General features: G+C 46.4%; 18 protein-coding genes and 1 tRNA gene. 9 read left to right on the forward strand and 10 right to left on the reverse strand.

What is annotated here, in order from left to right:
* Positions 1-4: 4 nt before the first annotated feature.
* Together trmA and glp are read right to left on the reverse strand one after the other, a co-directional pair.
* A complete protein-coding gene (trmA, locus tag Q1A08_RS09685) occupies positions 5-1,093 on the reverse strand; it encodes a tRNA (uridine(54)-C5)-methyltransferase TrmA (RefSeq protein WP_299772275.1) in 1,089 nt (362 codons plus the stop codon).
* A gap of 142 nt (positions 1,094-1,235) precedes the next feature.
* On the reverse strand, positions 1,236-2,537 hold the full coding sequence (gene glp, locus Q1A08_RS09690) for a gephyrin-like molybdotransferase Glp (protein ID WP_299772277.1): 1,302 nt from the start codon (positions 2,535-2,537) through the stop codon (positions 1,236-1,238).
* A 112-nt stretch (positions 2,538-2,649) separates the two neighbouring features.
* Here glp and Q1A08_RS09695 point away from each other — a divergent pair, with 112 nt between their 5' ends.
* Both Q1A08_RS09695 and Q1A08_RS09700 read left to right on the forward strand, forming a co-directional pair.
* Entirely contained in the window at positions 2,650-3,084 is a 435-nt protein-coding gene (locus Q1A08_RS09695) for a secondary thiamine-phosphate synthase enzyme YjbQ (protein ID WP_299772279.1), read from the forward strand.
* A gap of 173 nt (positions 3,085-3,257) precedes the next feature.
* Entirely contained in the window at positions 3,258-4,178 is a 921-nt protein-coding gene (locus tag Q1A08_RS09700; protein ID WP_299772280.1) for a DUF6624 domain-containing protein, read from the forward strand.
* A gap of 415 nt (positions 4,179-4,593) precedes the next feature.
* On the opposite strand, the gene Q1A08_RS09705 is transcribed toward Q1A08_RS09700, so the two are convergent.
* The 5 genes from Q1A08_RS09705 to Q1A08_RS09725 form a co-directional block, all read right to left on the reverse strand.
* Positions 4,594-4,917, reverse strand: a complete 324-nt coding sequence (locus Q1A08_RS09705) for a TusE/DsrC/DsvC family sulfur relay protein (protein WP_299772282.1) — start codon at positions 4,915-4,917, stop codon at positions 4,594-4,596.
* 1 nt (position 4,918) lies between these two features.
* Positions 4,919-5,206, reverse strand: a complete 288-nt coding sequence (gene tusB, locus Q1A08_RS09710) for a sulfurtransferase complex subunit TusB (protein ID WP_299772284.1) — start codon at positions 5,204-5,206, stop codon at positions 4,919-4,921.
* 1 nt (position 5,207) lies between these two features.
* Positions 5,208-5,579, reverse strand: a complete 372-nt coding sequence (gene tusC, locus Q1A08_RS09715; protein ID WP_299772286.1) for a sulfurtransferase complex subunit TusC — start codon at positions 5,577-5,579, stop codon at positions 5,208-5,210.
* Positions 5,580-5,586: 7 nt separating this feature from the next.
* Positions 5,587-5,973 carry a sulfurtransferase complex subunit TusD gene (gene tusD / locus Q1A08_RS09720; RefSeq protein ID WP_299772288.1) on the reverse strand — a complete coding sequence of 129 codons (387 nt, stop codon included), beginning with the start codon at positions 5,971-5,973 and terminating at the stop codon, positions 5,587-5,589.
* A gap of 475 nt (positions 5,974-6,448) precedes the next feature.
* Positions 6,449-7,129, reverse strand: a complete 681-nt coding sequence (locus tag Q1A08_RS09725; RefSeq protein WP_299772290.1) for a Bax inhibitor-1/YccA family protein — start codon at positions 7,127-7,129, stop codon at positions 6,449-6,451.
* A gap of 682 nt (positions 7,130-7,811) precedes the next feature.
* On the opposite strand from Q1A08_RS09725, the gene Q1A08_RS09730 reads away from it, so the two are divergent.
* The 7 genes from Q1A08_RS09730 (at position 7,812) to Q1A08_RS09760 (ending at position 12,336) form a co-directional block, all read left to right on the forward strand.
* On the forward strand, positions 7,812-8,387 hold the full coding sequence (locus Q1A08_RS09730) for a hypothetical protein (protein WP_299772292.1): 576 nt from the start codon (positions 7,812-7,814) through the stop codon (positions 8,385-8,387).
* 53 nt (positions 8,388-8,440) lie between these two features.
* A complete protein-coding gene (locus tag Q1A08_RS09735) occupies positions 8,441-8,647 on the forward strand; it encodes a hypothetical protein (RefSeq protein ID WP_299772294.1) in 207 nt (68 codons plus the stop codon).
* 122 nt (positions 8,648-8,769) lie between these two features.
* Positions 8,770-9,396 carry a hypothetical protein gene (locus Q1A08_RS09740; RefSeq protein ID WP_299772296.1) on the forward strand — a complete coding sequence of 209 codons (627 nt, stop codon included), beginning with the start codon at positions 8,770-8,772 and terminating at the stop codon, positions 9,394-9,396.
* A 115-nt stretch (positions 9,397-9,511) separates the two neighbouring features.
* Entirely contained in the window at positions 9,512-10,471 is a 960-nt protein-coding gene (locus Q1A08_RS09745; protein ID WP_299772298.1) for a hypothetical protein, read from the forward strand.
* A 94-nt stretch (positions 10,472-10,565) separates the two neighbouring features.
* Positions 10,566-10,766, forward strand: coding sequence for an AlpA family transcriptional regulator (locus tag Q1A08_RS09750; RefSeq protein WP_299772300.1), 201 nt, complete (start codon positions 10,566-10,568; stop codon positions 10,764-10,766).
* Entirely contained in the window at positions 10,714-11,160 is a 447-nt protein-coding gene (locus Q1A08_RS09755) for a helix-turn-helix domain-containing protein (RefSeq protein WP_299772302.1), read from the forward strand. The genes Q1A08_RS09750 and Q1A08_RS09755 overlap by 53 nt, the downstream gene beginning before the upstream one ends.
* 171 nt (positions 11,161-11,331) lie before the next feature.
* Positions 11,332-12,336, forward strand: coding sequence for a tyrosine-type recombinase/integrase (locus tag Q1A08_RS09760; RefSeq protein ID WP_299772304.1), 1,005 nt, complete (start codon positions 11,332-11,334; stop codon positions 12,334-12,336).
* Here the strand turns inward: Q1A08_RS09760 and Q1A08_RS09765 are convergent, their stop codons facing one another.
* The 3 genes from Q1A08_RS09765 to rne form a co-directional block, all read right to left on the reverse strand.
* The gene (locus Q1A08_RS09765) at positions 12,337-13,584 is read right to left on the reverse strand and encodes an integrase domain-containing protein (protein ID WP_299772306.1); all 1,248 of its coding nucleotides are present in this window, start codon (positions 13,582-13,584) and stop codon (positions 12,337-12,339) included.
* A gap of 164 nt (positions 13,585-13,748) precedes the next feature.
* Positions 13,749-13,836: transfer RNA gene (locus tag Q1A08_RS09770), tRNA-Ser, on the reverse strand.
* A gap of 129 nt (positions 13,837-13,965) precedes the next feature.
* On the reverse strand, positions 13,966-17,031 hold the full coding sequence (rne, locus tag Q1A08_RS09775; protein ID WP_299772308.1) for a ribonuclease E: 3,066 nt from the start codon (positions 17,029-17,031) through the stop codon (positions 13,966-13,968).
* Between the last annotated feature and the right edge of the window lies 1 nt (position 17,032).

Here is a 17,032-nt window from a genome sequence, read left to right on the forward strand (position 1 = left end):
GGTTTTACTTTTTCCGCAGCCAGACACCACATTCAATATGATGGGTGTAAGGAAACTGATCAAACAGAGCAAAGCGTTCAATGCTATGGCTTGAACACAAGCCTTTAAGGTTTTCCGCTAAAGTATCAGGGTTGCATGAAATATAGAGAATATTATCAAAACCGGCGACCATCTTTTCAGTATCTTTATCTAAGCCTGCGCGAGGCGGATCGACTAAAACCGTACTTAGATCATAGCTGCTAAGGTCTATACCCTCTAAGCGGCGGAAGCTTCTTACACCCGACATGGCTTCGCTGAACTCTTCTGCACTCATGCGGGCAATCTGAATATTATCGGTATTATTTAAACGCATATTTTCTTGTGCAGATTTTACCGAGGTCTTGGAAATCTCAGTTGCCAGTACTTTATCGAAGCACTGAGCGAGGGGAATGGTGAAGTTACCATTACCGCAGTAAAGTTCGATCAAATGCCCTTGGCTATCTTTACAGCAATCTATGGCCCACTCGATCATGGTTTCACAGATGCCTGCATTGGGCTGGGTAAAGGAGCTTTCTACTTGTTGGTAGCGAAACTCCCGATCATTGATTTTAAGGGTTTCAAAAATATGATCGCGGCTAAGTATGATTTTCTGCTTTTTACTGCGCCCCAAAATGCTGCAGCCAAGTGCTTTTTCTAGCGCTTTGGCCTCGGCTTGCCACTGTTCATCGAGGGGTTTGTGATAAATGAGGGTGATTAGCCCGTCGCCTGCTTGGCTGCAGAGGAACTCAATTTGAAACAGCTTGCGCTTTAATAGCTCATTGGCATTTAGCTTAGGCAGCAGGGCGTCCATTAGCTCATTGATGTATTCAGAGGCGACAGGAAAGTTATCTATGATATAGGGCTTTTTGTATTCGCCCTGTGCATACATGGCGTAATGAAGTTGATCGCCCTCATGCCAAGCTTTAAATTCAGCTCGCTGGCGGTAGTGAGTTGGCTTAGAGGCAAAGACCTCAAGCTTGGGGATGCCAAATTCCGTGAAGTCAGCTTCGACACGCTGTTGTTTCTCAAGCAACTGCTCTTGATAGCGCTCTGGGTGAACTTGATGAACTGACATGCTTAAATCTCGCTTGGCTTGACTGTTCAGCCGCCTTTTGTCTATGCCGCTGAATGAATCTTAGAAAAAGGCGGGATTATACATATCTATATAGACGCTGTCTTAACCCCTGTATTCACGCTGGCTTGAATGCTGTTAGGGCTTAAATGATCCAGCGGTCAAAGGGGATAACTTCCACCTCTTCTCCGGCCTTAATGTTGCCACGCTCGCGCTCTAATTTGATATAGCAGTTAGCGGCCGCGAGAGTACTTAGCATTCCCGAGCTTTGCGCAGAAAACACCTTCAATTCCAATTGCCCTTGTGGGTTCATCTTTAGAATTCCGCGTTGGAAATCCGTTCGTCCTGGGCGTTTGCGAATATCTTGGGGCGCGGCTAATCGCAAGCTTAAGCTGTCTTCAATATGTCTTTCACCGGCAAGTTTTTGAAGACAGGGTAGGGCCAGTTGGTGAAAGGTAATGGCCGCTGAACTAGGGTTTCCAGGCAGGCCAAAGAAAGGGGTCTTTTGTACATGACCAAAGGCGAAGGGTTTGCCAGGCTTAATGGCCAACTTCCACATGGATATCTTACCGACCTTGTCGAGCACGGCTTTGGTGTAATCAGCTTCTCCGACCGATACGCCGCCACTGCAAACAATGGCATCAGCATGCTCGGCGGCTTTTAGGAAGGCGCGCTCTAGGGCTGAGGGTTGGTCGGGTATGATTCCCAAGTTCAGTACTTCAAAGCCAAGGCGCGCCAGCATGCTCTGAACCACAAAGCGATTGCTTTCATAGATGCAGCCCTGCTGTAGATCTTCCCCTGGAGCTCTGAGCTCGTCTCCACTGGCAAACAACGCCACTTTAAGCCTGCGGTATACTGCAAGCTTAGCGACACCTAAAGAGGCCAAGACGCCAAGTTTGGCGGGGCTCAAGCGCTCACCTTTATGGAGGACGGCATCCCCTGTAGAAATATCATTGCCCTTGAGGCGAATATTATTGCCTGTAGGCACTATGGATTGCAGTGATATGAGATCGCCATCAGTGCTACATTGCTCTTGCATAACGACGGCATTGCACTCTGGGGGGACCTCTGCGCCCGTCATAATACGGATGCATTCGCCTTCAGCTACCGTGCCTATAAAAGATTGCCCAGCAAAAGCTTCTCCAACCTTTCTAAAACTTTGTGAAGCACCAGCCTCTTCACCGCTGAATCTAAGGGCGTAGCCGTCCATTGCCGAATTATCGAACCCCGGCACGTCAATGCTTGAATTGATGTCTTCGGCCAAGATTCGGTCTTCAGCCTGGCTTATAGCAATATCTTCGATAAGCTCACTGGCGCATATCGAAGAAAGAAGCTCGCTTATCGCTTCCTCAAGTGGCTTTAGGCTGGGTGCATCGCAACTGTTTTCAGTGGCGGATTTAGAAGGTGACCCTGCAGGGAGTATTGAGGAAGACATTGAAGAGGACATTAGGCCTAGCGCTCTTGTAAAATAAAACACTATGTTAGCAGAAATCCACACAGAGGCTTTGGCCAAATAAACCCTAAATAATGCTAACTTGACCAGAATATAAGGCAACATTATGTGGCTGCAAAAAAGTATCAGCTTAAAAGCAAAACCCCGCGGTTTTCATATTATTACCGATGATATTGTTCGGGCTTTACCCGAGCTGGCCAGTATCAATGTGGGCCTCTTGCATGTGTTTATCAAACACAGCTCGGCTTCGCTGACCGTCAATGAAAATGCCGACCCAACCGTGAGGCAAGATTTCGAGAGCTATTTCAATCAGAGTGTGAAAGAGAATGAGCCATACTATCGCCATACTTATGAAGGTAGTGACGATATGCCTGCGCATCTAAAGGCCAGCTTGCTGGGCTCTAGTGTCTCCATACCCATCGCGGATGGTGATCTGCTTTTGGGCACTTGGCAAGGTGTCTATCTTGGTGAGCATCGTAATTATGCAGGTGGGCGAGAGCTGGTGCTGACATTACAAGGGCAGAAGGTGGGGGCTATTTAGTGGTGTCGTTTTGAGATGTAGTTTGTAGATGTCTTTTAGTGGGGGAATTTAGAGGCGCTGTTTAAGTTTTCAAAAGTATCGTAGCATGTAGCCTGAGGCCCACTTTCCTAATCCTTTTACTATAAGTAAGAAAAATCTAGAAATTAAACTCTACAGGGAGTAGTAATAAAGCAATGAAGCTTATCAATGTCATCCTTATTATCTTCACAGTAAGTAGTCAGCCTGTCCGTTCCAATAGTGAAACCCTGCCAGAATATCAGCCAATTTTAGAATATGTCGAAAAGGTTGGCCAAAGTGAGGCGCTCAATTTGCTAAGTGGGCAATGCCCACGACAAGACCTTGGTAGTAATGCCGATCTTCTTGGACGTTCGCCTGATGATAGCTGTCTCTATGATAGCGATAAAACTTGGCTTTGGGTGGTGCTGCGAACTTTTGGTCAAAATAGCTCGCGTCCGGCCGCCATAGAATCTCTCGTAAATATAAACGAAGTATTTAATTTGTATAAAGCTGATTTTCACGCTGAGTTTCCAAGTGTAGACCCAAGCCTTAAAGATTTGCCGAAACTGCATGGTCGGGATCAATTTTGGGATAGGGTGGCTGTAGGACGGGAGAAAACTAAGCACAGGAATCGTTTAAATGATGCGGACTTATTTACCTTTGGAAATCTGGTGCAAATGGAGAAATACAAAATCTATGTACAGAATCAGCGTATTCTCGAAAAGCTTGTCAGCATCCATGGTTGGCCCAAATGGTCAGTATATGGCAAGAAAGTATCGCTCACTGCATGGCTGATCACTCAGCATTCTGACCATAATGTGGCTTTTCAGAAAAAAGCACTAAGCTTGATGAAGCCGCTCGCGCAAAGTGGTGAAACATCGAAGTCCGATTATGCTTATCTCTACGATCGTGTGTTGACCAATACCGAAGGTAAAACTCTTTATGGTACCCAGTTAGTTTGTGTTAATGGGAAATACCAACCTCGTAATGTAATCGACCCGGAAGGTTTAGCCGAAAGGAGAAAAGAATATGAGCTTGGGCCGATAGAAGAGTATTTGCAAAGTACTTTGGAGTTCTCTGGTGGGAGGTGCGGCTGATGTTGCAGCTTAGTAAGCTGAACTAGCTCGATAGTGAAGAAGGATACAATGATCTATTATTTGCTTAGGCATACCTTAAAGTGGGATATTTTCTATCTAGCTTCTTACGCTCTGTTGCTAATTGTTGTGTATCTTTCTAGCGGCATTATTACAAAAGTGGGCTGGAATTTTGATTATATTTCAGAGGTCTTAATGCCATACCACATCTTTCCCGCCTGTTTATGGCCGGCGATTGCTTATTCTTTATATTGTTTTGTTAACTCGGAGGTCAAAGGTTGGGCCAATAAAATGGCCGAGTTTACACTGTACTTTATAAACTATTTTCTGCTTTGGGGGGGAGCTTATGTAACGCTTTTTATCTTAATAGGGATATCTATTGAAGTAACTGGAGTGTACTAAAAAAGCTAAATTTTACTTAAAGACAATTTAAAGGTTTCGGTAGTCCAGCTAGCTTGCTAGCTAATTTAGCCGGGCTACCAGGAAATAAGCGCATAAAGTAAATGCTGCTACCTTTGTCTTTGCCCAGCTTTAGAGCAGCTTGTTTGACCATAATGCGCATAGCAGGAGATTGCTCAAACTCGTCGTAAAAGTCGCGCAGTAATTCAATAATCTCCCAGTGTGCGCCTTCAAGCTGGAGAGATTCTTCTTGGGCTAACTCTTCGGCAATTGTTTTGTTCCAATCACTTACATTAACTAGGTAACCTTCGTTATCGCGTGCAATGTTATCGAGCGCAGCCATACTAACTCCAGTTTACGCTGTTTTTGTAGCTCGCCGTAAGATCTACCCAGCGATCGTAGTTAATGGCTTGAACAAGACTTGAATCAGTGGGTAGTCCGCGAGCGATCAAGTCATCGCTCAATACATAGAGTGCAATACCTTTTTGTTTAAGTGCTGCCATTTCTTTTTGTATGAGCGTGTGAAGTACTCCATCGGCAAAAAATAGGATAGCGTCCTTGCTTGTACAGCAAGTGCTGCAATGTTGCATTGCTTCTGTCTGTTGGGTATTGATGGTATGTAAACTGCTCATTTTATAGGCTCATGCAAATATCTTGTTCTTGCAGCCACTCTTGTATACTAAGGCTGTTTTTTATCAGCGCTACATCGAGGAGTTGTCTTTCTTCGATGCCAAACTGCTCAAGTGCCTGCTCGTGCACAAAGATATTTTCCACATCGTACAAGGCTAGCATGCTCAACATTTTGGCAAGGTTTTTTTGTTCAATTGTGCTGGGGTTTTGCTGCTCTACCAGCTGCAATACTCCAGCGCCCATAAACAATAAGCTAATATTTTGATCAAAAGCGGCTCCAGCTAATGCGGCATCAAGCAGCTCGCGGGCCTGACTGCCGCCGTAAGGAGAATGGCGGCAGATAAAGGTAATGTTCTTCTTTTGTACTTCACTCATGTTCTGCTCAGCTAAAGGTAAGGCTGCGATCGGCCAGTACAGCCCCTTCAATCATTTGCCCAAGGCCACTGACGATAAAAGGCGCCTGAATATTGCTGGCGGGCTTGTTGTAGCGCTTGGCTTCTTCCTCATTGAGTAGACCACGGCGCACGGCTGCGGCGATGCAAACCACCAGTTCTACCTGTTCGTTGCCGCCAAAATCGCGCCAGAGCTGCTCCATATTGTTCTCATCAGTCGGTGGACTTAATAGGCTGTTGGCGTTGTAGACGCCGTCACCATAGAAAAACACTCGGCTGATGTTGTGGCCCTTTTTCAACAAAGCTTGGCAAAAGCGCAGAGCGCTAAGGCTTGTCTGTGAGCTGGGTGGGGCTGTGACATTAATTAGGTAGTTCATGAACGGGATTTTATCGGATTCCTGCGGTTATAGAAAACGCCTTTGTTGCCGCTGAGGCGTCTAGGCTCTCATTTCGGTCCTTTGACGTGTTTTAGGGATTCTTTCGGTGTAGATATTACCGTTCTTGCGCCCACGGCATACCTCGCATCCGTGGGCATCGCCGTTCCTGCGCTTCCGTGCGCTCACGGCATACAGCCCATCCGTGGGCATCGCCGTTCCTGCGCTTCCGTGCGCTCACGGCATACCGCCCATCCGTGGGCATCGCCGTTCTTGCGCTTCCGTGCGCTCACGGCATACCTCCCATCCATGGGCATCGCCGTTCCTGCGCTTCCGTGCGCCCACGGCATACCGCCCATCCATGGGCATCGCCGTTCCTGCGCTTCCATGCGCCCACGGCATACCGCCCATCCGTGGGCATAAAAAAGCCCAGCATTGCTGGGCTTTTGGGAAGCATTTTTGGAGCTAAAGATGATTGTTAGTCGTCGCCCATAATGCCAAAGATATGTAGCAAGCTGCTGAACAGGTTGTAGATATCTAGGTAAAGTGCGGTGGTGGCCATGATGTAGTTACGCTCACCGCCGTTAACAATACGGCTGGTGTCGAATAGGATAAAGCCGGACATCAACAGCGCTACAACAGCACTAATGGCTAGCTGTGCACCTGGGATGTGAACACCGAAGAAGCCCGCCACAAAAAGCGCTAGCATAGCCACGATTGCAACGATAAGGCCGGTCATTAAGAAACCGCCCATAAAGCTAAAATCTTTCTTGGTGGTCAGTACATAGGCAGATAGACCGAAGAAGACTAGAGCAGTGGTGCCAAGTGCTTGGAAGATGATTTGGCTGCCGCCACTCACGGCCATGTAGTGGTTGATGATTGGGCCTAGAGAGGCGCCCAACAAGCCGGTGAAGCCGAATACAACGTAAATACCAGCGCTGCTATTAGCTGTGCGTGGTAGTACGAACCATACAAGAGCTAGGGCGCCTAATGACATGATTAATGAAACGCCACGGCCAAGACCCATTGCCATGGATAAGCCGCAGGTTAATGCGCTAAATGCTAAGGTCATGCCTAGTAACATGTAGGTATTGCGCAAAACCTTGCTGACTTCAAAACTGCTGTTCTGAGCCTGGGCGCTGCTATAGATTTCTTGCATGGAAATTCTCCTTGGTATCATCGCTGGTCTTAGAAAGACCCAATCAGCCTTAATAATAGGGCAGCTGGCAGTGAAGTTCTAGCCCCAAAAGCAGTTAAGTTATGCTAAAAAACCGTTGGCTTTTCAAGGGCTTGTAATATTACTGTAGCGTCTATCAGGTAAACACTTTTCTTTAGACATAAAAAAACCCTGATTGGTTCAGACCTATCAGGGTTTTAGAATTCAATGGCGGGGGGCAGGAAACTGAACAGGATTCGTAAAGTGTTGATATATAATGCCTATTTATTTAGCTATTTTTTATAATGTTACTAAAAGTGTTACTAAAAATGAATGCTAGCCCTCATTTTTTGACTCAATGAATGAGTGTTTTTTATACGATTGTGGCTGAGATGTGCGATAAGCCGCTACATAGTTTACTGAATACCTTTTACACTCTAACACTTTGAATTAACTGAGGTTTTAAGGCTATTCGGCTATACATGGTACGCTTTGTATTAAGAGGTGCGGTCTACCGACAATGCTTGGGGGCCGTCTTTTAGCAGGATGTGTGTCAGTGAGGGTGGTAATATTTGGTTGGCCCGTTGTTTGGAGTGTATGCTACTTTGCCGCGCCTATAAAGAACGATAAACTAATAAGAATGAAACAGCATGAACGCTGATATCAAGCGCAAAAAAGTACAATTATGGATGATAAGTACAATCTACTTCTAAAAACCCTTGGTTTACTTACCGCAATAGGTGTTTTGTCACTGCTAGTTCAATTTATACCCTCGGCTGTGTGTAGTGACGGGTGGCTAAGCGCATCAATCGGCAAAGCAGGTGCGTGTTCATCACATGGCGGAATCAAAGATAACTCTTCGCTCTACATGTTTGCCGTGATTGTTGCAGCTATTACTGGCATTGGATTGTTCGGATCGCTGACTACGTCTAATTCGTTACTTATGGTTTTCGCTAAGCTTGTACAGCTCGCTAGTTTAGTGGCATTTTTTATTGCCCTGTCTATGCTGGCTAATACTACGGGGGTTAAGGGGTTTTGGGGGTTGGTAGCCAGTTTCGCCATATTGTTTAGTGTTTTTGCTGTGGGGCAGTTATTGGAGAAACTGCAAGACTATGTAGATCGTCGACGAATGGAGTTATGCAATCACGATTGGCGGGACGTTAATAATCCCTACTACAGTAAAGCCTGTAACAAGTGTCAGGCGTTGGGTGGCCTAAAGCACCGGGCTCGATCGACGCTTGAGAAAAACCAAGAGGATTAAAATGAACATGTTTAATCTTTCACTCGCTAAAACACATTGGGCCGGAGCCTCGAATGATTGAACAAATCGGACTTGATTACATTATTGGCAGCTTAGTCGTAGCTATTGTTTTTGTGGGTTATCAAATGGATAGATTTTCAAGACATTCATTGAGGCATATTGACAACCTTCAAGATCGAGTAGCCGCACTTGAGAAGAAAATAGGTGCGCAAACGGAAATTGATATGAATTCAAATGAGGTTATTCGTAACGAACGCTAGTGTCGTTGCTGCAAACTATCTACTCTGTGGTCGGTATTGCCATTTAGCTTGAGTTTTCAATGGTAGGCTGAGAAGGCTGTATTCTTCTCCTAGGAAGGTTTTCGAGCAAGGAAGTCAAAAGTATGGTGTGGTTAGCAGGGGTTATTGTCTTAGTTCTTTTTTTAATTTTCCCTAAGAAAATGGCCGTTATCGCCGGAGTTCTAGCTCTTCTTGGCGGAGTGTCTTTGGCAGTTGTCTTCTATCCTGAGTGGCGAGATGATAGAGCTAAGGAAAAAGTCGAAGTGTCAGTAAAGTACTTGCCAAGGGAATGTGGCGAACATAGAGAAGCGCAACTCGAAAGTGCACTCACAAACGCTGTTAAAGCCGGGGATACTGACGCAGCCCAGCGACTAGCGAGCGTATTGAGGGCTCGCCAGTTTGATAATTCCCGAGAATCTATGCCGCAAGAGGCCAATCCGTTTGATCAATTCGATGAGTCGGCTGAAAGGGAGGCTTATCCGCTACTAATCGAAATAAAGAATATGAGCAACCGAAAGGTTCTTAAAGTCGTATGGAGGCTTAGTATAACCAAACCCGGGCGTAGTACTGACCTTGTCGAAGAGGCATATCAAGACTACTCAAGCGACCTAATATTAGCGCATAGAGAAGGGTTTCGTTGGTGCTACCGAATCCCCAGACTTAGCGAGACCGGGCTATCTTATTCAGAATTAGAGTACAAAATAAAGAGTAAATGGGTAACTTTTGAATAACTCATTTTTTCATTTTTACTGATCGGTTAAGTAGCCAAGAAAGGTAAGTGGCGGGTTACTCACGAAACTCACTTAATCGACATTCCAGTGCCCCAAGGGCTTAAAAGCTACAGCTATGAGTAAACTGTTCAAAGTCAAAGAAAGGCTTACGTTAGAAGAAGCTGCTTCTCATATTACTACTGCGTTAGGCGAAACCGTAACTCTTGCAGACCTTTTCCGTTTTGCGTTAGATGGCCACTTGACGCTTTCGGTTGACTTCATGAATAAAGCAAATGCCCGGGCTGGAAAATGGGTAAAAACAAAAGATATTGAATTTGAAACAATCGAAATTAATATTCTAACAGGTGAAAAGCTGGACGAGCCCTATGAGATTCCTAGTAAACATGAGCTATATGTTTCGGATGATAACTGGGTGGCACTAGAAAGCTCGGTTATATCTATCTCCGGTGTGTGGGATTTACCCATGATTGGAGCTGAAAGGTTGGATGTAGAGCATGAGTACCAACAATTGACCTCTGGCATAGCTGTCACTTTGGTCGGTATTGATGGAACCTTTGTGCAACAGGGCGATATTATTTGCCAGCTGAAAACGGATTACGATAACAATGAGTATCAAGAAGGCTCTAAGGCCCAGCAAGAAGGATTAGAGAGCTTTATCGCCACTTCTAAGTTGAGCGATGAGAAAATTAGAGCGCTTCGAGAAAAGTTTAATTCTACGCGAGAGCAATATTTGAAGTCACGATTGGATTCTCCTCGGGATAACCATTTTTACCCCTCGGGTGGCCTAGGTGAGCATGATTATACCTATGTTCTTCGCACGCACGAGGTTGCTCGCTTTATTCAATCATTAGGCGTCCCTTCTGAACCCCCAAAACCCATGAACTCAAAGGAGCGAAATTCACTGCTCGTGCTGATCGCAGCTTTATGCAAGAACGCTGATATCGATCCGACACTTCGAGGAGTAACCACTTCGCTTGTTGCCATGACGGAAAACCTAGGTGCCCCTCTTTCTGATGACACCATTCGTAAGATTCTTAGCCAATTAGAGGAAGCTGTTTCAGCTAGGCAAAATTAACTAATTCGGGATGACGAAAACCGAAATAGGTTTTTGTCACCATGTCTTCCTTTAATCTCTTAGTGGTTCCTATTTGCTATTAAGAGGTTTTATCATGCAGCACAATATTCTAAGGCTACCGGAAGTTAAACAACGCACTGGCCTATCTCGTAGCTCTATCTACCTGCGTATTTCTAATAAGGAATTTCCCACCCCTATCTCTCTGGGTGGCCGCTCTGTTGGCTGGCTGGAAGACGACATCAATGCATGGATTGTTGCCCGTATTGAAGAGAGCCGCGCTAACGATCATGGCTAATTACAATCCAAATCTGGTAAAGATCAACCGTAGCTATACTTTTGAGGAGTTGGCGGCTGTATTTGGGGTTCATAAAAATACCGTTGCTGGGTGGGTCAAGGCCGGTTTGCCCTGTCTGAAAGATCAGCGGCCATTTCTGATTTTAGGGGTAGAGGCTAAAGCTTATTTACAACAACGCAGGGTCAGTAATAAGCAGAAGTGCAAACCTGATGAGCTCTACTGTATGCGCTGTAAAAACCCTACAAAACCTGCTGTAAACTCTGTGGAGTATCTGCCTGTGTCCAACACCAAAGGGCGTTTAACCGGCTTTTGTAGCCGTTGCGAATGCCTTGTTAATAAGTTTATTGCTCACCGTAATTTGGGAAAGTATGCGGCACTTTTCGATCTTTCATAGCCGACAGGTTTAGAGCATATAAGTGATTGCAATAATCCTCTCTAAAACAGTGACTTTAAATAGTGGGATAAGACTATGACAAAATACAATGTCAACAATGAGCGTATTAAGCGCAAGTACCTGACCTTTTTAAAGCAGGCTAAGGGGCAAAATGAAGCCACGATTGATGCCGTGGCGAAGGCTATCTCAAGGTTTGAATCATTCAATAAGTACAAGGACTTTAAAGCCTTCCATTTTGAGCAGGCTATCAGCTTTAAAAAATGCCTTAGTAGGCAAACCCACCACCAAACGGACGAAAAACTGAGTCTGGCGACAATCAATGGCGCATGCCGTCACCTGAAAGCGTTTATCCAATGGCTGTCACAGGAAGCAGGCTACAAGTCGCGCATCAAATATTCAGATGCAGAGTATTTCAATCTGTCCGAAAAGGAGTCCCGCACCGCTAAAGCCAAGCGTGAAAAGCCGGTAGCCAGCCTTGAACAGATCAAGCATGTTCTAAAAATTATGCCTAGTGGAAACGTCATTGAAAAACGCGATAGGGCATTGATTGCATTTACCCTATTGACCGGGGCTAGGGATAGCGCAATCGCTTCCTTGTGTTTAAAGCACGTGGATGTTCAAGCAGGTGCGCTATATCAAGATGCTAGGGAGGTGAATACTAAATTCAGCAAAACATTCACTACTTATTTCTTCCCTGTGGGTGACGAGGTTCGGGGTATTGTTTCTGAATGGGTAAATTATCTTGCTAATGATTGTCTATTTGGGCCCAGTGATCCGTTATTCCCTAAAACAGCCATGAAACAAGGTAAAGATTATAATTTTGAGATCGCTGGGTTAAGCCGTGAACCTTGGAGTAATGCCTCTGCCATCCGTAAAATATTTAGAGCTGCTTTTGAGCGGGCAGGGCTTCCCCATTTCAACCCTCATAGCTTCAGAAATACTTTGGCCGCTTTGGGTGAAAACCTTTGTCATTCAGCGGAAGAATTTAAAGCGTGGAGCCAGAATCTAGGTCATGAAGGAGTATTAACTACCTTCTACAGCTATGGACATGTGCAAGATGGACGTCAGGCAGATATTTTTAATCAATTTAACGAGCCTAGAATAAAACAAGGCTCTCAAGATGCGATGGAACTTGCCAAAGCGCTGGTAGAGGCAGTGAGTGCACAAAGTAATTAATCAAAGACCATTTACTAGCTTGAGTGCCTTCTGGCCATTATGAGTTAAATTACCTTTTGCGGCTTGCTCTATACGTTCACTCCACCAATTCATCATCACGCTGCGGCGCTTTAGGTATTGAGCGCGATTGTAAGCGCCCCGAACTGCATTTTTATCGACATGGGCAAGGGCTGCTTCTACCAGATCTGAATCAAAGCCTTGTTCATTCAGAGTGGTGCTGGCTAGTGCTCGCATACCGTGTGCAGTTAAACGACCTTTGAAGCCCATTCGCTTTAGGGCTACATTGGCCGTGGAGTTATTGGCATGCTTTCTTGGGTGAATGTCGCTAGGGAAAATGTATTCACCTTTACCGCTGATAGGCTTCATTGCTTTTAGTAAATCCAAGGCTTGTGGTGATAGAGGGATGATATGTTCTCGCCGCTTTTTCATACGTTCTGGTGGTATGAGCCATACACCCTGCTCACTGTCTATTTCATCCCAACGGGCACCAGCCGCTTCGCCGGGGCGAGTCATGGTGTGTAGCTGCCATGCAATTAGGTAACGGGTAACAAGGCGAATATTGGCTTTGTAGAGTGCTTGCATCAACTCAGGCAGCTCTTCTGGCTTGAGAGTTGGGTTATTAGTTACTTTGGGCGTTTCAAAGGCATGACGAATACCTGCTAAGGGGTTGTGGTGGACGATGCCAGTATTAACGGCATACACCATCACTTCATTAAGACGCTGGGTGACACGCTTAACAGCCTCCAGCTTGCCGGTATTTGCCAGTGGTTTGAGTGTATCGATCACGAGAGGTGCTGTGAGCTTATGCAACGGCCATTGTCCCAGCTTGGGGAGAATATGATTTCTCAATGAGCGAATAATATCTTCAGCGTAGTGAGCTGTGATGCTGGTTTTCTTAACCTCGAACCACCGTTCAAGCACCCGCTGAAGTGTCTGACTATTTTCTTCCAATATCTGGCGTTGTTGCTCTTCGCGGTGTTGCTTGGGATCGATACCTTGAGCTAGTAGTTGACGATTCTCTTCGCGCTTACGACGGGCATCAGCAAGTGATACTTCAGGGTAGGTACCAAAGCCCAAGTTGGCTCGCTTCTTGGTTATGGGGCGGTAGTAGTTAAATATCCAAAGCTTTGAGCCATTAGGTTTAATGCGGAGGGCTAGACCGCCACCGTCGACAAGATTGTATTCCTTCTCTTTGACTTTGGCTTGTTTAACTTGAGTAGAGGAGAGCGGGACTGTTTTTCGGGGCATGTAGTAACACCAAAAATAGGGCTTCTGTTCGATGTTACTATGAGTGTTACTACAAAGGCTAGATGTACTGGTTGCTAATCGGTTTTTAAAAGACATTAAAAAGGCCGCAAACCCTTTCAGATTGCAGCCTTTTGAATTTTTAGGGTTTACCTAAAACATAATAATGGCGGTGGGGCAGGGATTCGAACCCTGGGAGCTATTACACTCAACGGTTTTCAAGACCGCCGCTTTCGACCACTCAGCCACCCCACCGGAAGGCCGCTATTATACATAGGGCGAATCCAAGTACAAGATGCTAAACCATTATTTTTTATAGAAAAAAGGCCATTGTTCTTAAAGAACAATGGCCTTTAGAGGCTTTTTAATCAATATGATTAAATTTTAACTGGCTTTCGGTCCGCGAGGATCATTCGCCGCGCGCGCTAATGGGCGTGGGTCGTGATTTACCGGTGATGCCTGCTTGGTGTCTAAGGCCTGGCCAAGATAGGCTTTGGCTTGAACCGATTGCACATTAACCGACACGGGTTGCGGGTTTAGGCGTGGATCGTTGCTTGGGCGTGTGTATTCACGTACAGCAGAACCACTTTCCTCGGTGCTAGCAGCAACTTCTTGCGGAGCTGCCTCAGCTACTTCGGCTACAGCATCATTTGCCTCTGGGGCGGCGTTTTCTGCAGCAGCTTCATTGGCGTCGAAATTAAGCTCGCCTTGAGTTTCGCTTGTGGCTTCTGAAGTACCTTCGCTGGCCTCAGTTGCAACTGCTGCTTCAGGGGCTGCTTGCTCAGAAGGCTCCTCGCTTTCAGTGGCTGACTCTTCGGCAGGACTTTCGCTAAGCTCTTGCTTCGTTTCTTCCTTCACTTCTTCCGCTTGGGCAAGTTTTTCACCTAAAGCTTCTTCAACAGGTTGCTGCTTAGCTTTAACCTCTTCATCGGCACGCACTTTGGCGTCGATAGCGGCAGCAAGTTGTTGCTCTAGATCGGCATTCACTTGCTCCTCGGCTTCACTAGGTACTGCTAATTGTTCGGCAGCAGGTGCAGCAGATACAGCCGGGGCTTCGGCTTCTTGCTTGGCTTTAGGCTCATCTTCGGCCAGTGCCGCAACAGCCGTCGCGGCGGCCAAAGCGGTTGCAGCTACAGCAGCAGGTGCCTGTGTATTACTGTTGTCAGTAGCCTCAGGCTTGGGCGCTTGTGGCTTTTTGGCTTCAGCTTTTACAGTTTCTGCCTTAGCTTCGTTCTTGTTAGTTTCCGGCGCATCAGCGTTTTGATTCGCTTGCTCTTTATTGGCATCAGCATTGCGGTTTTCACCTTTGCCGCGGCGGCGCTGTTGCGGGCGGCCACGACGATTGCTAGGACGCTTAGCTGGACGGTTCTCGTCATTGCTATTCTCGTCTTTGTCTTGCTTGCTAGGCTCGTTTACGGCTTTGTTGTCGTTATTGCGCTCGTTACGATCGTTATTGCGATCATTGTTGCGACCGCGACGGTTGCGACGGTTGCCACGCCCTTCGTTATTGCGCTCCTGCTGGCGATCATTATTCTCCGACTCAGGGCGATCTTGGTTGCGCTTGTTCTTGTCGCGATTTTTATTGCGGTTATCGCGATTGTTTTCGCTTTTATTACCGCGGCTATCGTCACGATTGTTGCGGTTGTCGTCGCGGTTTTTACCTTGGCCGTTACGGTTGCGGTTATTGCGATTGTTGCGGTTGCGGTTATTCTGGTTGCCGCGACCTTTGCGCTTGTTGTTCTTAGACTTCTTCTTGTCTTCTTCATCGCTGCTAAATAGGCCAGCGATGGCACTAAATAGCTTACTGATTAGGCCAGGCTCTTTCTTTTCCTCAGCCTTTGGAGCGGGTTGGCTTGGCGCAACAAACTGTACCGCTGGTTTATTAACCGGCGCAGCTTTTTCAGCTGGCTTGGTGTCCTCGGATACTTCTTCGTTACCCGTGGTGATTTTGTAGCTGGTTTCGATTGTTACAGCTTCATCGTCACGTAGGCGTTGTACGTCAAAGTGAGGGGTTACCATTTCGGCATCAGGGACGATAACAACGCGGGTCTCATTACGTTGTTCGATAGCAGAGATAGTGGAGCGTTTTTCATTTAAAAGGTATGTCGCTACAGCTACAGGGGCAATAGTACGAATTTCAGCACTACGTTCTTTCTTGGCTTCTTCTTCTACTAGGCGAAGAATGGATAGCGCTAAAGACTTGGTGCCACGAATGGTACCTTGGCCACTACAGCGAGGGCAGACCTTAGACGTTGTCTCTCCAAGAGATGGGCGTAGTCGCTGGCGCGACATTTCCAATAGGCCAAAGCGCGAAATGCGGCCAACTTGGACTCTAGCTCGGTCCATATTTAGCGCTTCACGCATGCGATTTTCTACTTCGCGTTGATTGCGAGCTGGTTGCATATCGATAAAGTCGATAACCACTAGGCCGCCCATATCACGTAGGCGCAGCTGACGAGCAATTTCATCGGCTGCTTCTAGGTTGGTTTGCAAGGCTGTTTCTTCGATATCGCCGCCTTTGGTGGCGCGCGAGGAGTTGATATCAATAGAAATCAAAGCCTCGGTCACATCGATAACGATTGAGCCACCGGAGGGCAGCTTAACTTCACGCTCAAAGGCGGTCTCGATCTGGCTTTCAATCTGGTAACGATTGAATAGTGGGATATCGTCTTCGTAGTATTTAATTTTGCTGTGGTAATTCGGCATAAAGTGCGAAATAAACACCTGTACCAAATCATAGGCTTCGCGGTTATCGACCACAACTTCGCCAATATCAGGGCGTAGATAGTCACGAATAGCGCGAATGATGACATTACTTTCTTGGAACAAGAAGGCTGGGGCGGTTTCATTGTCCGCTTCAGTTTTAAGCTTGCTCCATAGATTTAATAGATTGTCTAAATCCCACTGCAGTTCTTCTGAGCTGCGGCCAACACCGGCGGTACGGACAATAATGCCCATTCCTTGTGGCACTTCGATAGAAGACAGTGCTTCGCGCAGTTCGCTGCGATCGTCACCATCAATGCGGCGAGAGATACCGCCTGCACGAGGGTTATTTGGCATCAATACTAAGTAACGACCAGCCAAGCTAACAAAGGTTGTTAGGGCCGCGCCTTTGTTGCCTCGTTCTTCCTTTTCAATCTGAACGATAACTTCCATGCCTTCTTTGACAACATCTTTAATTTTGATGCGGCCTTCGATGTCTTTAGGCTGTTTGAGGAAATATTCGCGGGAGATTTCTTTGAGGGGAAGGAAGCCGTGGCGCTCAGCACCGTAATCTACAAAAGCCGCTTCTAGGCTTGGCTCGATGCGGGTAATTTTACCCTTGTAGATGTTGGCTTTCTTTTGCTCGCGGGTGCGATTTTCGATGTCGAGGTCGTACAGCCACTGGCCGTCTACTAGTGCTACGCGCAGCTCTTCTGGCTGTGTAGCGTTGATTAACATTCTCTTCATG

Source organism: uncultured Pseudoteredinibacter sp. (assembly GCF_947500695.1).
GTDB lineage: Bacteria > Pseudomonadota > Gammaproteobacteria > Pseudomonadales > Cellvibrionaceae > Pseudoteredinibacter.

Bases quoted from the DNA above. Each gene is read 5' to 3' on its own strand.
- Q1A08_RS09735 (WP_299772294.1), top strand. From the start codon at position 8,441: ATGATTGAACAAATCGGACTTGATTACATTATTGGCAGCTTAGTCGTA.
- Q1A08_RS09725 (WP_299772290.1), bottom strand. From the start codon at position 7,129: ATGCAAGAAATCTATAGCAGCGCCCAGGCTCAGAACAGCAGTTTTGAA.
- Q1A08_RS09740 (WP_299772296.1), top strand. From the start codon at position 8,770: ATGGTGTGGTTAGCAGGGGTTATTGTCTTAGTTCTTTTTTTAATTTTC.
- Q1A08_RS09755 (WP_299772302.1), top strand. From the start codon at position 10,714: ATGCATGGATTGTTGCCCGTATTGAAGAGAGCCGCGCTAACGATCATG.
- Q1A08_RS09695 (WP_299772279.1), top strand. From the start codon at position 2,650: ATGTGGCTGCAAAAAAGTATCAGCTTAAAAGCAAAACCCCGCGGTTTT.
- Q1A08_RS09705 (WP_299772282.1), bottom strand. From the start codon at position 4,917: ATGGCTGCGCTCGATAACATTGCACGCGATAACGAAGGTTACCTAGTT.
- tusC (WP_299772286.1), bottom strand. From the start codon at position 5,579: ATGAGTGAAGTACAAAAGAAGAACATTACCTTTATCTGCCGCCATTCT.
- Q1A08_RS09745 (WP_299772298.1), top strand. From the start codon at position 9,512: ATGAGTAAACTGTTCAAAGTCAAAGAAAGGCTTACGTTAGAAGAAGCT.
- Q1A08_RS09765 (WP_299772306.1), bottom strand. From the start codon at position 13,584: ATGCCCCGAAAAACAGTCCCGCTCTCCTCTACTCAAGTTAAACAAGCC.
- tusD (WP_299772288.1), bottom strand. From the start codon at position 5,973: ATGAACTACCTAATTAATGTCACAGCCCCACCCAGCTCACAGACAAGC.
- Q1A08_RS09700 (WP_299772280.1), top strand. From the start codon at position 3,258: ATGAAGCTTATCAATGTCATCCTTATTATCTTCACAGTAAGTAGTCAG.
- Q1A08_RS09750 (WP_299772300.1), top strand. From the start codon at position 10,566: ATGCAGCACAATATTCTAAGGCTACCGGAAGTTAAACAACGCACTGGC.
- trmA (WP_299772275.1), bottom strand. From the start codon at position 1,093: ATGTCAGTTCATCAAGTTCACCCAGAGCGCTATCAAGAGCAGTTGCTT.
- tusB (WP_299772284.1), bottom strand. From the start codon at position 5,206: ATGAGCAGTTTACATACCATCAATACCCAACAGACAGAAGCAATGCAA.
- rne (WP_299772308.1), bottom strand. From the start codon at position 17,031: ATGAAGAGAATGTTAATCAACGCTACACAGCCAGAAGAGCTGCGCGTA.
- Q1A08_RS09730 (WP_299772292.1), top strand. From the start codon at position 7,812: ATGGATGATAAGTACAATCTACTTCTAAAAACCCTTGGTTTACTTACC.
- glp (WP_299772277.1), bottom strand. From the start codon at position 2,537: ATGTCCTCTTCAATGTCTTCCTCAATACTCCCTGCAGGGTCACCTTCT.